Origin of the sequence: Proteus sp. fly-1008 (assembly GCF_040140305.1) — a bacterium.
In the GTDB taxonomy this organism is placed as follows: Bacteria; Pseudomonadota; Gammaproteobacteria; order Enterobacterales; family Enterobacteriaceae; genus Proteus; species Proteus vulgaris_B.
In genome coordinates, this window is record NZ_JBEEWH010000002.1 from 256568 (window position 1) to 270542 (window position 13975).

At 39.0% G+C, this 13975-nt stretch carries 11 protein-coding genes; 4 read left to right on the plus strand and 7 right to left on the minus strand.

Going from position 1 to position 13975, the window contains the following annotated elements:
• Nucleotides 1–223: 223 nt before the first annotated feature.
• The 3 genes from thrC to thrA are packed head-to-tail and all read right to left on the minus strand — an operon-like array spanning nucleotide 224 to nucleotide 4911.
• Nucleotides 224–1516: a threonine synthase gene (thrC, locus tag ABN256_RS05655; protein WP_340895076.1), complete on the minus strand. Its 1293-nt coding sequence runs from the start codon at nucleotides 1514–1516 to the stop codon at nucleotides 224–226.
• A 3-nt stretch (nucleotides 1517–1519) separates the two neighbouring features.
• Complete coding sequence (gene thrB / locus ABN256_RS05660) at nucleotides 1520–2449, minus strand: homoserine kinase (RefSeq protein WP_502929687.1); 930 nt, start codon at nucleotides 2447–2449, stop codon at nucleotides 1520–1522.
• Between the two features lie 2 nt (nucleotides 2450–2451).
• Nucleotides 2452–4911 (minus strand): bifunctional aspartate kinase/homoserine dehydrogenase I, encoded by a 2460-nt coding sequence (thrA, locus tag ABN256_RS05665; RefSeq protein WP_196554763.1) that lies wholly within the window; start codon nucleotides 4909–4911, stop codon nucleotides 2452–2454.
• An 810-nt stretch (nucleotides 4912–5721) separates the two neighbouring features.
• On the opposite strand from thrA, the gene arcA reads away from it, so the two are divergent.
• On the plus strand, nucleotides 5722–6438 hold the full coding sequence (arcA, locus tag ABN256_RS05670; protein WP_006535263.1) for a two-component system response regulator ArcA: 717 nt from the start codon (nucleotides 5722–5724) through the stop codon (nucleotides 6436–6438).
• A 210-nt stretch (nucleotides 6439–6648) separates the two neighbouring features.
• On the opposite strand, the gene creA is transcribed toward arcA, so the two are convergent.
• Complete coding sequence (gene creA, locus ABN256_RS05675; protein WP_176694743.1) at nucleotides 6649–7107, minus strand: protein CreA; 459 nt, start codon at nucleotides 7105–7107, stop codon at nucleotides 6649–6651.
• A 221-nt stretch (nucleotides 7108–7328) separates the two neighbouring features.
• Between creA and robA the strand changes: the two genes are divergently transcribed.
• Nucleotides 7329–8237 (plus strand): MDR efflux pump AcrAB transcriptional activator RobA, encoded by a 909-nt coding sequence (gene robA / locus ABN256_RS05680; protein WP_349439252.1) that lies wholly within the window; start codon nucleotides 7329–7331, stop codon nucleotides 8235–8237.
• Nucleotides 8238–8281: 44 nt separating this feature from the next.
• On the opposite strand, the gene gpmB is transcribed toward robA, so the two are convergent.
• Nucleotides 8282–8929 carry a 2,3-diphosphoglycerate-dependent phosphoglycerate mutase GpmB gene (gpmB, locus tag ABN256_RS05685; RefSeq protein WP_196554765.1) on the minus strand — a complete coding sequence of 216 codons (648 nt, stop codon included), beginning with the start codon at nucleotides 8927–8929 and terminating at the stop codon, nucleotides 8282–8284.
• A 51-nt stretch (nucleotides 8930–8980) separates the two neighbouring features.
• Here gpmB and yjjX point away from each other — a divergent pair, with 51 nt between their 5' ends.
• Nucleotides 8981–9517, plus strand: coding sequence for an inosine/xanthosine triphosphatase (gene yjjX, locus ABN256_RS05690; protein WP_072071037.1), 537 nt, complete (start codon nucleotides 8981–8983; stop codon nucleotides 9515–9517).
• A gap of 106 nt (nucleotides 9518–9623) precedes the next feature.
• On the opposite strand, the gene trpR is transcribed toward yjjX, so the two are convergent.
• Nucleotides 9624–9935, minus strand: coding sequence for a trp operon repressor (gene trpR / locus ABN256_RS05695; RefSeq protein WP_072063739.1), 312 nt, complete (start codon nucleotides 9933–9935; stop codon nucleotides 9624–9626).
• 100 nt (nucleotides 9936–10035) lie between these two features.
• Complete coding sequence (gene sltY / locus ABN256_RS05700; RefSeq protein WP_284551439.1) at nucleotides 10036–11955, minus strand: murein transglycosylase; 1920 nt, start codon at nucleotides 11953–11955, stop codon at nucleotides 10036–10038.
• A 342-nt stretch (nucleotides 11956–12297) separates the two neighbouring features.
• Between sltY and ettA the strand changes: the two genes are divergently transcribed.
• A complete protein-coding gene (gene ettA / locus ABN256_RS05705) occupies nucleotides 12298–13965 on the plus strand; it encodes an energy-dependent translational throttle protein EttA (protein ID WP_072071039.1) in 1668 nt (555 codons plus the stop codon).
• Nucleotides 13966–13975: the final 10 nt, after the last annotated feature.

Consider the following 13975-nt stretch of genomic DNA (forward strand, 5'->3'; position numbering starts at 1 on the left):
TTCTATTCTTTATTAAAATAACAACATTAATATTATAAATAGATAATACTCTAATTATTAAAATATTAACTTTTATAAATATTATTATTAGATATTTTCTGTTTGTTGATTTGTGTAAGTTTTATATTTGAAAAATTAATAGAAAGAAATAACTATAATTGCTTATTTAAAAAAAACGCCAGTATTTCACTGACGTTTTTTATTGAGATCCTAGTAAATTATTTTATTTCGGTGCGCGTTCTAATAAAAACTCACGTAATTTAGTAAAATCAGCGGGTAAAAAATGTGATAGTAATTCTTTATCTGCTCGCTCTGCTAATTCTTGAGGTAATGGTAGCTCCCCCCCTAAAATGCGCTCTACACTTTCTTTAAACTTCGCTGGGTGCGCAGTACCTAAGAATAAGCCGTATTCATCCTCTTGAAGCTCATCACGTAATAAACGATAAGCAACAGCTGCATGTGGCTCTGAAATATAACCTTTTTTTGCAAGCTCACGTACTGTCTCTTCCGTTGTTTCATCACTAACAGCACCATGAGCCAGATCAGAGAGATCCCACTCTTTGCGACGGTACAATTCTTCAATACGTGGCCAGTTATTAGGCTGGCTAACATCCATTGCATTAGAAAGTGTTGCAACAGTACGGTGAGGTTCCCATTTACCATTATCTAAATAGCGAGGAACTGTATCATTTACATTTGTTGCTGCAATAAAGCGTTTAACAGGTAATCCTAAAGATTTCGCTAATAGGCCCGCAGTTAAATCACCAAAGTTACCACTTGGCACAGAGATCACGAGTTGTTCATGTTTTTCAGCAGGAATTTGGGCAACGGCTTCAAAGTAATAACAAATTTGAGCCAATAGTCGGCTGATATTGATGGAGTTTGCTGAGTTCAAATACATAGTTTTCTTTAAGAACTCATCATCAAAAGCTTGTTTTACTAATGATTGACATGCATCGAAGTCATCTTTAATTGCAACAGTGTGAATATTTTCACCTAATGTACAGAACAATTTTTCCTGTAATGGGCTAATTTTGCCTTCAGGATAAAGAATAACAACTTGTACATTTTCTAATTTGTAGAATGCGTGAGCAACGGCAGCACCAGTGTCACCAGATGTTGCAGTTAAAATAGTTACAGGTTGATTGCCTGCAACTTCTGACAACATCTGTGCCATAAAGCGGCCACCAAAGTCTTTAAATGCTAATGTTGGACCGTGGAAAAGCTCTAAACAACTAATGTCATCTTCAACCTGAGTCACTGGTGCAGGAAATGCAAATGCAGTGTTAATTCGTTTTGCTAATACATCAGCAGGAATTTCATCACCTATAAATGCCGTTAAAATACGGCTACTGCGTGTTGCAAAATCAAGCGCTAATAATTCATCAATTTCAGCTTTAGTAAACGACGGTAAGTCCTGTGGAAAAAAGAGACCTTGGTGCTTACCTAAACCTTGCTTTACCGCTTGAGCAAAGCTAACTTGCTCTTGATTATCTTTCAAATTGTATAATTTCATGACTTACCCTATCTGTCTTGCGCCACGCGTATCTAAACGGCAGATATGTACAAAACCTTCACTGTTTTGTACATAGTGTTGTTTTAACCATTCGGCCATATCTTGTGCAATTTCTAATGAATCGGTAATGGTAAAAAGAGTAGGGCCTGAGCCTGAAATGCCACAAGCCAATGCCCCTTTCTTTTGTGAAGCTTCTCTGGCTTTTTCAAATCCTGGAAGCAACTGAGTGCGGTAAGGTTCAGCTATCACATCTTTCATTAAATTTGCTGCTAATTCAGGTTGTTGAGTATGACAAGCATGAATAAAACCAGATAAATAGCGTCCGTGATTAATGATATCTGCCTTAGCATATTCTTTTGGCAATATGGCTCTGGCTTGTGCGGTAGAGACTTTAATTCCAGGATAAGCCATTACCCAGTACCAATCTTCAAATGTCGGTACAGATTGGCAAATGATGTCATTTTGTTCAAGAATGAGTTGTAGACCACCTAAATAGCAAGGTGCAACATTATCATAGTGCACACTTCCTGAAATACGCCCTTCCAACTCACCCATCATTAATAATAATTGTCTTTCATTGAAAGGCTTTTTAGCGAACTCATTAAGTGCAACTAATGCAGCAACAACAGAGCAAGCACTTGATCCTAAACCAGAACCAATTGGCATATTTTTTTCTAAAACCATTGCCACAGGAAGTTCTTTGCCTAGTTTCTCACAGAATAACTGCCAGCATTGATACACTATATTTTGTTTAGGATCAGTGGGTAATTTGCTGACAAAGTGCCCTTTACTTTCCAGTGTAAATGATGAAGCAGCATTAACGGTGACACAATCGCCAAGCAATTGCCCATCAATAGGTGAAACCGCAGCGCCAAGAACATCAAACCCGACACTCACGTTACCTATTGATGCCGGTGCGTAAACTTTAACCACGCTTAAACTCCCAATTTCCATGATAAGGTACGTAATACATCTGCAAACACTCCAGCGGCAGTAACATCATTACCCGCACCATATCCACGTAACACTAATGGAATTGGCTGATAGTAGCGAGTGTAAAAGGCTAAAGCATTTTCACCATTTTTTACTTTAAACAGAGGATCATTAGCATCAACAGCCATCATTTTAACTTGGCATTGACCTTCATTAATAACACCAACATAGCGTAATACTTTGCCTGCTTTTTGTGCTTCTTCGACTTTAGCGTCAAATTCAACATCAACTTGAGGTAAACGATTTAAGAAACTTGCAACATCACCTGTGCTGTCAAATGAAGTCGGTAACACTGGCTCTACATCGATATCACTTAACTCTAATTTATAACCCGCTTCGCGGGCTAAAATCAGCAATTTACGCGCAACATCCATACCCGAAAGATCATCACGAGGATCAGGTTCTGTGAAACCTTTTTCTTTCGCTGAAAACGTTGCTTCTGACAAGCTCTTACCCTCGTCTAATTGACCAAAAATATAAGAGAGTGAGCCTGAAAGAATACCATTAAATTGAACCAATTCATCACCTGCATTAAGCAAGTTCTGTAGGTTTTCAATGACTGGTAAACCTGCACCCACGTTAGTGTCATACAAAAATTTACGACGCGAAGCTTCAGCAGCTTGTCGGATTTGATAGTAATAATCCATCGACAGCGTATTCGCTTTTTTGTTTGGTGTAACCACATTAAAACCATTTTGTAAGAAATTTGCGTATTGTTGCGCAATTTCCTCGTTTGATGTGCAATCAACAATCACTGGATTTAAGAAGTGGTACTCTTTTTCTAAGCGAATAAGTTGACTAAAACTAAAAGGAGCTTTGGCTTCTTTTAAGGCTTGTTGCCAATTATCTAAATCAATACCTTGCATATTCGTTAACATGGCGCGTGAATTGGCAATACCACATACACGAAGATCGATATGTTTATTTTTCAACCATGCCTGTTGACGATGAATTTGTTCAATTAATGCATTACCTACACCACCCGCACCAATCACAAAAACTTCAACGATTTGATTTGTGTTAAATAGCATTTGGTGACATAACCGTACCGCATTAGTTGCTGAATCATTGGCAATAACTGCAGAAATAGAGCGTTCAGACGATCCTTGAGCAATGGCAACAATATTAATATTTCCTCGTGTTAACGCAGAGAAGAATCGTGCTGAAATCCCTTTCAGAGTACGCATGCCATCACCTACGACTGAGATAATCGCTACGTTTTCCATGATATCTAATGGATCAAGCACACCATCTTTTAATTCTAAATAAAATTCATCTGATAATGCTTTTTGCGCTCTTATTAATTCTTTTTGTGGCACACAAAAGCTGATGCTGTATTCAGAAGAAGACTGTGTAATAAGAACAACAGAAATACCTGCTCTCGACATCACAGAGAATACGCGAGCAGCCATCCCTACCATACCTTTCATACCAGGGCCTGATACGTTGATCATCGCCATGTTATTAAGATTGGTGATCCCTTTAACAGGAGTACTCTCATCTTTTTGGCCATCGCCAATCAGTGTACCCGGTGCATCAGGATTACCTGTATTTTTAATCAAACAAGGAATTTGGAATTGGGCGATTGGAGCAATAGTGCGAGGATGAAGTACTTTAGCACCGAAGTAAGACAGCTCCATTGCCTCTTGATATGACATGCCCTTTAATAAACGAGCATCAGGTACTAAGCGTGGATCACAAGTATAAACACCGTCAACATCAGTCCAAATTTCACAGCATTCAGCACGTAAACAAGCTGCTAATACTGCGGCTGAGTAGTCTGAACCATTACGGCCTAATACAACCAGTTCACCTTTTTCATTACCTGCGGTAAAACCAGCCATTAAAATTATATCGTCTTTTGCGATATTAAGTTCCAAGATGCGACGAGTAGATTCAGGAATATCAACGGTAGATTCTAGGTAGTGACCTTGTGCGAGTAAGTTTTTTACAGGATCAATAACGGTGACATTATAACCACGAGCTTGTAAAACAGACTCCATAATGGCGATAGAGAGCTTTTCACCACGGCAAATCATCGCTGCATTGATGCTATCAGGGCATTGACCTAATAAAGAAATACCATGAAGAATATGTTTGATCTCGGCAAATTCACGTTCAACCTTATCTTTTAGGCGCTCATAGTCAAAGCCTGACTGTTTTTCTCTTAATCCTTGTAATAAATTAGCAAAAATTTGCTCGGCTTCTCGTACTTGAGTGAGAGGATCTTCACCTTCTGCCGTTTTTTCAATCATTGCAACCAAATAATTCGTTATCTTGGCTGGTGCTGATAATACAAGAGCGACTTGTCCTTGTTCTCTTTTTTTCTCAGCGATATCAGCAACATTCAGCACACGCTCTGCATTAGCAACTGAAGTTCCCCCAAATTTTAACACTCGCATACAACTCTCCTGATTTTTCACCCAAAAAAAAACCCGCATTTCTCAATGCGGGCTTTTTCGATTTTCGTTTTTTATATGCGACAGCCCGTCCCGCAATATAAAATTCCGGTGGTGGTGGTAATAATTGTCATTTTAGCTGGGCTGTAAATACGCATAACTATCCTGTCTGTCTCAAATTTAGTTTGACTATATACTGGTTAAAGCAAAGCGAGAGAGATGTCAAATTTTTTCTTTTTTTTACACAAAAAATAAATCTTACTTAAATGAAATTTTTTCGAACACTACCTCTAGTGTGGTATAGATATTCCTACCACAAAGGGATAAACAAAGAAAATAAAGCTACTATTTTGGGGTTATTTGGGTATTTGTACTTTTATAAGGAATAAGGTATTTTAGGCTCCTTTAATTTGTGTAACAAAACTGGTAAAAAAAATAATCCCCACTATATTTAACATATATTTTTCTTTTACATTACATAAATCAAATTATATAGTTAACTATTGAAATCAGGGTTAAGCTGTTATCTTGATTTTGATATGTGTCAACAAAAGTTAGCTTTTTAGATGGTATTTAATACAACTGGTGTTATATTGCTGTTAATAGACTATGGGCGTTTTGCATTCTGATTTTAGCGTTCATTGTCGATTAAAATCGTAATTTTTTTGTAATAACGTGATGGTTATTTATCGAATTTCAATCTGGGTCTAGTTTTTGCGTGCTAATAACAAAAATGAATAACCACACAAGTGCACACACAGAAGTTAAACACAGATTTCCTTTTTCTATTTTTGGTAATTTTAGGTAGCAAATATGCAAACCCCGCACATTCTGATTGTTGAAGACGAAGTAGTTACTCGTAATACCCTGAAAAGCATATTCGAAGCTGAAGGGTATATCGTACACGAAGCCACTGATGGCAACGAAATGCACAATGTTCTATCTGATCATGATATTAATCTGGTTATTATGGACATTAACCTTCCTGGTAAAAATGGGCTGTTACTGGCTCGTGAATTACGTGAACAGGCAAGTGTTGCATTAATGTTCCTAACAGGTCGTGATAATGAAGTAGATAAAATCTTAGGCCTTGAAATTGGCGCTGATGATTATATTACTAAACCATTTAACCCTCGTGAATTAACGATTCGTGCTCGTAACTTATTGTCACGTACCATGAATTTAGTTAATGGCACAGAAGAACGCCGTTTAGTCGAGAGCTATAAATTCAATGGTTGGGAGCTCGATATTAACAGTCGCTCACTGATCAGCCCTGCTGGTGAACAATACAAATTACCACGCAGTGAATTTCGTGCGATGCTACATTTCTGCGAGAATCCAGGAAAAATTCAAACTCGTGCAGAATTACTGAAGAAAATGACAGGCCGCGAATTGAAACCTCATGATCGTACTGTTGACGTTACTATTCGTCGTATTCGTAAGCATTTCGAATCTACACCAGATACACCTGAAATCATTGCTACAATCCATGGCGAAGGTTATCGTTTCTGTGGTGATTTAGACGAGTGATTTGATTTCATCTCAAACACTTACTAAGAAAAAAACCCCTGAATGAAATTCGGGGGTTTTCTTTATGTAGTATCGTATTAATAAAATAACAAAAGGTGAAAATTGATCTCAACAACTATTTTGAAAAAAAATATAGCTATTTTTTAAAAAAAATTTTAAACCTCATTCATATTAATTTTATTAATCATTAAGTTATCTAATTAATAAAAATCACTCTTTCCACGGCATAATAGGCACGGCACTGATCGCATTTTTTGGCGAGCCATCAATGACCTTATCGGAATAAGTTAAGTAAATCAGTGCATGACGTTCTTTATCGTAAAAACGGACAACTTGAAGTTTTTTAAAGACTAAAGATGTTCTTTTTTGGAAAACTACATCACCTCGATTTTTTCCTTTAATCACCTTTTCACTTAACTCAATAGGCCCCACTTGCTGGCAAGAAATTGCCGCATCCGCCGTATCTTCAGCAAGACCTAGACTTCCTGAGATCCCACCTGTTTTTGCACGACTTAAATAACAGGTCACATTTTTAACTTCAGGATCATCAAATGCCTCAATCACAATTTTATGATTAGCACCAAAAAACTTAAATACAGTATCGACATAACCAATTTCTTCCGCTTTTGCCATGAAAGAAAAAGGGAGTAAGATAGACACAGCTAGCATCTTTTTGAAATTTAACATATTTACTTTGTTCCATTGAAAAGATGAAAGAATAATTAGGTCTAGAATAAAACAATCTTTTGCTAACTGATAGAAGAATTTGTGTACATCAGTCGTTGAAAAAGACTATATTTTACGACTGTCTAACAATATAACTTGTTATAGATGTTCAAGCTATTTAACATCTACCGCAATAAATAAACGAATATGACTAAGGGAGATGTATGGATCAAACCAACATCATACGTGATTTGCTCGCTTGGCTTGATAGTAACCTTGATAAGCCATTATCCCTCGATAATGTCGCAACCAAAGCAGGTTACTCCAAGTGGCATCTACAACGCATGTTTAAAGAAGTTACAGGACAAGCGATTGGTTCTTATATTCGTTCAAGGCGTCTATCGCGCGCGGCTGTTGCATTACGTTTAACGAGCCGCCCCATTTTAGACATTGCTTTGCAATATCGTTTTGATTCTCAACAGACGTTTACCCGTGCTTTTAAAAAACAATTTGATAGGACTCCGGCACTTTATCGTCGTACTGATGAATGGTGCGCGGTGGGAATTTGCCCACCTATTACCCTAGAACCTCAAAATTTACCAAAATGGGAATTTGTACAATTACCTGAGAAAAAACTTATTGGTATTGAGCAAACATGTAGCCATACACTTGAGCAATGGGCTGAAGCTTGTTCCGATATGCGCCAAACATTCTGGCGTTACTATATGAGCAAAATAAATGCGGTTCCTCACCAAGTTTATGGTCTTCATCATGCACAACATAGTGATGAACATGAAGATGAGCAACGTGTGCTTTATACCACTGCCGTTGAGCCTGACTATGCAACATTTATTGAGGATGATGCAGCCCATGAAGTCTCATTAGCCGGTGGTGATTACATTCGCTTTGATTTCGAAGGCGAGGCAAAACGAGGGGCAATGCAGGAGTTTTTATTCCTAATTTATGGTGTTTGTTTACCTAAAATGGGATTAACTCGCCGTAAAGGTTATGACGTCGAAAAATACTACCTTAAAAATGTGCGTTACAGCAATGAGATGGTGACAGAGCCACAAGATCATATACAACGCTTTGAATATTACATCCCCATTAAACGTGAAGATGTAACCGCATAAGAAAAAGCTCTCTTGATAGTCACGTCAAAGAGAGCTTTTATTTTTTAGCGTTGAACTTCATCTAGTGCTATATCAGTAAGATGACTCACATCTCCAGCCGTTTCAATCACCCAACCATTGGCAAGCCAAGGGCTATTTTGATAATCGACACGAGAAATTGAACAATTACGCAGTCTTAAACGGCGTTCTGCATATGCAGGTAATCCCAAGACGGTACTCAGCAAACATCCTAATGCAATACCATGGCTCACTAAGAGTGGGCGACTATTTTCGGGTAAATCAAGGCATTGATTTAACGCAGCCTGCATTCGACTCGCTAATTCTGCCATTGATTCTCCTTGGGGAATTCGCCCATCAGGTGTACCATCAATCAAACTCTTGCGCCAAGCCTCTTCTTGTGTCTTTAATGTTGCGATCTCTCGTTGTTCAAGAACGCCCATATTGAGTTCACGTAAACGTGAGTCAGTTATCACTTCACAACCACAAGCTTGTGCAATGATTTCTGCCGTTTGACGAGTACGGCCAAGATCGCTTGAGATAATGTGGGTAATACCCGCTGATTTTACTTTTTCAGCAACTTGCTGTGCTTGACGCACACCATTTGCTGTTAGTGGGCTATCAGATTGCCCTTGAATACGTCTCGCCACGTTCCATTCAGTTTCACCGTGGCGAACAAGATAGACCTGTAACATACATTTTTTCCGTTATACTGCTCTAATTTTTCAAAGGATGATTAATTCATTATGTATCATGTCATTGCAGCCACTACGAATCCAGCAAAAATCAACGCGATAAAACTCGCTTTTGAGCAAGTGTTCGGTAAAGATACCTTTGATATTGAAGATATTAATGTCGATAGCCGTGTTCCACAACAACCTATCGGAAATACAGAAACGAGAACTGGCGCACGTCAGCGTGTAATGGCGGCTCGTCAAGTTCGCCCCGAAGCAGATTTTTGGGTAGGTGTTGAAGCCGGTATTGAAGATGATATGACTTTCGCTTGGATTGTTGTCGAACATGGAAAAATTCGTGGAGAATCACGTTCTGCAAGTCTTATGCTACCAGAGCAGATCTTAAAAGGGGTCCGTGAAGGCAGAGAGCTTGGTGATGAAATGGCTTTTTTAACCAAAATTGACAACATTAAACAACGTGGTGGTGCAATTGGTTATTTTACCGATGGCCTACTCAGTCGTACTTCTGTTTACCAGCAAGCATTAGTTCTGGCATTAGTGCCAGTGACTCATGATATCTATAAAGAACTCAATCAAAAAGAAGATTAATAATTAATCTGATATGTGTTTTTTTAGATAAAAAGAAAGCAAAAAGCCATTTAATTATTTGATTAAATGGCTTTTTATCTTTCTAGCCCACATTATTATAATACAATTATTTTTTTGTCATTAGCTCTTTTTCTAGCCATAACTTCACTTCATGTGGTGCTGTTTTTAAGCTATTAGAGCCTCTAGTAATAGTCGCAATACCAACACCTAGCTCTTCTTTTAGCTCACGCTGACTTAAGTCTCCCCGCATTAGCTCTTGCACAATCCGTACTCGTGTCGCCAAAGCACTGCGTTCATCAGGTGTCATTAAAAGCTGTAAAATAGGAAAATGCACATCTTGCTCAAATGCATGTTGTAATAACTCAACGAATCTTAGCCAGTGTTCATTCTCTTCAGGTGATAATGCAGGATCTTGCATCGTGAAAGCCTCTTTTTGCCACACTCATTAACTAGTACAAACTATATCATACTTTGCTAATGTACAAAGAGGCTCCCACGACAAATCGCCTTTTTATCCCTTAATAACGACTATTCCATTCATTCTCGGTCAACACCGGTTGTTGTTCACCCGCAAAATAGCTATAAAAAACAGCAAAAGAGAGTACATTTTTGACATAACCACGCGTTTCTGCAAAAGGAATACTTTCTACAAACGCAATAGCATCTAATTGACCATTTGCATCAGATAACCAACGATCAACACGCGCAGGCCCTGCATTATATGCAGCACTTGCCAAAATACGGTTTTGGTTAAATCGTTGATAAACAGAATCAAGATAAGCAGTACCAATCTCAATGTTTTTTACCGGATTAGTTAATTGCGCACTACTGACATAACCCGTAATACCTGCTTGTTTTACCGTAAATTCAGCCGTTTTTGGCATTACCTGCATTAAACCGGTTGCACCAGCTGAAGAGCGTGCTTGTGGGTTCCACGCGCTTTCTTGGCGAGCGATGGCCATTGCATAATTACGATCTATCGATTTATCTTGCGTGTATTGTTCAAACTCGTTTTTCCAGGCAAGAGGAAAACGTTCTTCTAAGTGATCCCACATTTTTCCTGTAATAGTGGCTTGCACTGCTAAATCAGCCCATTTTTGTTCAAATGCATAGCGTGCTAATTCAGACTGCATTTGTGCGGGTTGCGAAGCAACATAGTTTGCCCACTCTGAGCGCGCTAAGTTGTCCATTTGCCAATACATTAATTCGCGAACACGTTGTACTTCTGGCTGATTAGGGATGCTTGATGAAACACTCGGTGCTTTATCTATCACCATCACATAAGGCTTACCTAATTTGGTTGCAGCAACCATTGGATAAAAACCACGATTTTGCGTCAGCGCTTCTAAAATAGCTTGTGCTTCGCTATTTTTACCTTGAGATTGCAATACCATTGCACGCCAATAACGCCACTCTTCCTTATTTTTACTTTCAGGAGAGAGTCTTTCTAACCACAACGCCAATTCCGCTGGTTGGTTTTGGCTTAATGCTAAGCGTACACGACGTTCACGCAGTGTATCTGATGCGGTATCTTGAATAACGTTATCACGCCATTTTACCTGCTCTGGTGTGGCATAAGGCATATATTGCCACGCTACAGTATCACGCATTAATTGGCGTTCACTCGCCGTCATTTTTTGGGCATGTGCGATATTATCCAGTTGCGCTCTAGCCGCATCTGCATCTTTTCTTGCCCAACGTGAAAATGCCGATTGTATGATAGAACGAGTAAAATCGGTTGGTGAAAGCGCAGTTGCATAGCGCCCAACTAAGTTTGGATAGTCTTGTAATTCAACTAAAGCATCACTAATCGTTTGATAGTTTTCTGGAAGGCGTCTTGCTAAGTAAGCCGCAAGTCCTGTATTTCCATTTTTAATTGCTAAGTTAATTCGTTCTAATACTAACTCTGGTGTTAATTGATTAGCTTTTTGCCATTCATCAAAAAGGGGATCACAACTTGATGGCATTGATGTGCCATTTAGCCATGCTTCTTTAGCCCCTATCCATGCAGTTTGAATATCACCGGTTGCCCACTTGGCATAATAATAGTTACATCTAGCTGCTTTGGGGTTAGGTGGATTAGGGCTAAAAGTCAGTAAATTTTGCCATTCTTGACGCTTAGCCAATTCATTTACAAATAACGAAGGAAGTGCTTTTGCTGGCGGTAATGTCGGATATTTCGCAACAAACTCACTCACCGCAGCAGGCGCAATAACATCAAGATTATCGGTGATTTGGCGATATTCCAGATAGGGATAAAGTGGATAGTTTTCTAATGTTGGGAGTAATTTTTCAACTTCATCTATTTTTTTAAGATCCCATGCCGCTTTAATCTCTTGATAGCGAACACGTTGTTCACTTAATGAATCCGCTTGTGTCCATGTTGAAAAACACAAAGCCCCTATTGCGACTGCTAATGACCACTTTTGCTTAACCACGTAATGCCTCCCACCTCAAATAGAACCACCAAATACTGAATACATTAGCTAATATGATAATCATTAACAATGTAAGTTCCCCTCTTTAAGAGAAATTTTCATTACTTTCAGAGGAAGCACGAAAGGTAGATAAAAACCTCGCTTTTGACTAAGGTTTTCTTTTATAAATCGGGTATACTGGCGACTTTCATCATTTTCGGGTCTTTGGCAAATTACTGACATTGACTTTGCTATTGTTCATTTAGGTGCCCTAAAAATGCGGCTTAATTACAAAAAATTTGTTTTTATTGCGAAAAACGGCACCTCAGAGAAAATCTCTTTTATAATCAAAGGGTAATTATAGTGGCTCAATACGTTTATAGTATGTTGCGTGTCGGGAAAATTGTCCCACCCAAACGACATATCCTTAAAAACATTTCACTCAGCTTCTTTCCGGGCGCGAAAATTGGTGTGCTTGGTCTAAATGGTGCCGGTAAATCAACATTACTTCGCATTATGGCGGGTATCGATACCGATATTGAAGGTGAAGCACGTCCACAACCAGGTCTTAAAATTGGTTATTTACCACAAGAACCAAAATTAAATCCTGAACATACCGTACGTGAAGCCGTTGAAGAAGCCGTTAGCGAACTAAAAAACGCATTAAACCGCCTTGATGAAGTTTACGCAGCTTATGCCGATCCTGATGCTGATTTTGATAAATTAGCTAAAGAACAAGGCCAATTAGAAGCGATTATTCAATCTCATGATGGTCATAACCTTGAAAATCAATTAGAGCGTGCAGCAGAAGCACTGCGCTTACCTGAGTGGGACGCTAAAATTGAGAAACTTTCAGGGGGTGAACGCCGCCGTGTTGCTATCTGTCGTCTTCTGTTAGAAAAACCAGATATGCTGTTATTAGATGAACCAACTAACCACTTAGACGCAGAATCTGTGGCTTGGTTAGAACGTTTCTTACACGATTATGAAGGAACTGTTGTTGCAATCACGCATGACCGTTACTTCCTTGATAACGTAGCGGGATGGATCTTAGAACTTGACCGTGGTGAAGGTATTCCATGGGAAGGTAACTACTCTTCATGGTTAGAGCAAAAAGACGCGCGTCTTGAACAAGAAGCAGCAACTGAAGCAGCCCGCCATAAATCAATCCAAAAAGAACTTGAGTGGATACGCCAAAATCCTAAAGGCCGTCAAGCAAAAGGTAAGGCTCGTCTGGCTCGCTTTGAAGAACTTAATAGCGTTGATTATCAAAAACGTAATGAAACCAGTGAACTCTTTATTCCACCTGGACCGCGTTTAGGGGATAAAGTGTTAGAAATTAATAATCTAACAAAATCTTATGGTGATCGCGTTCTGATTGATGATTTAAGCTTCTCTATTCCTAAAGGGGCTATTGTGGGTATTATCGGCCCTAACGGTGCGGGTAAATCAACGCTATTTCGTATGATCTCCGGTCAAGAACAACCAGACTCAGGTACTTTAGTACTAGGTGATACTGTTAAGTTAGCATCTGTTGATCAGTTCCGCGACAGCATGGATGACAGTAAAACTGTTTGGGAAGAAGTCTCAGGTGGCCAAGATATTATGCGTATTGGCAACTTCGAAATTCCAAGCCGTGCCTATGTTGGTCGCTTTAACTTTAAAGGCGTTGACCAAGGTAAACGTGTTGGCGAACTTTCTGGTGGTGAACGTGGTCGTTTACACCTCGCTAAATTGCTACAAGTTGGCGGCAATATGTTACTGCTCGATGAACCAACCAACGACCTCGACGTTGAAACTTTACGTGCATTAGAAAATGCCCTGTTAGAGTTCCCAGGTTGTGCCATGGTTATTTCCCATGACCGTTGGTTCCTTGACCGTATTGCCACACATATCATCGATTACCAAGATGAAGGTAAAGTGGAATTCTTCGAAGGTAACTTTACTGAATATGAAGAATACAAAAAACGGACATTAGGCAAAGATGCTCTTGAGCCTCGTCGCATGAAGTACAAACGAATGAGCAAATAATCGAATTTAT

Coding starts and splice junctions, on each gene's coding strand:
- thrC (WP_340895076.1), bottom strand. CDS start 1,516: ATGAAATTATACAATTTGAAAGATAATCAAGAGCAAGTTAGCTTTGCT.
- thrA (WP_196554763.1), bottom strand. CDS start 4,911: ATGCGAGTGTTAAAATTTGGGGGAACTTCAGTTGCTAATGCAGAGCGT.
- arcA (WP_006535263.1), top strand. CDS start 5,722: ATGCAAACCCCGCACATTCTGATTGTTGAAGACGAAGTAGTTACTCGT.
- creA (WP_176694743.1), bottom strand. CDS start 7,107: ATGCTAGCTGTGTCTATCTTACTCCCTTTTTCTTTCATGGCAAAAGCG.
- robA (WP_349439252.1), top strand. CDS start 7,329: ATGGATCAAACCAACATCATACGTGATTTGCTCGCTTGGCTTGATAGT.
- gpmB (WP_196554765.1), bottom strand. CDS start 8,929: ATGTTACAGGTCTATCTTGTTCGCCACGGTGAAACTGAATGGAACGTG.
- yjjX (WP_072071037.1), top strand. CDS start 8,981: ATGTATCATGTCATTGCAGCCACTACGAATCCAGCAAAAATCAACGCG.
- trpR (WP_072063739.1), bottom strand. CDS start 9,935: ATGCAAGATCCTGCATTATCACCTGAAGAGAATGAACACTGGCTAAGA.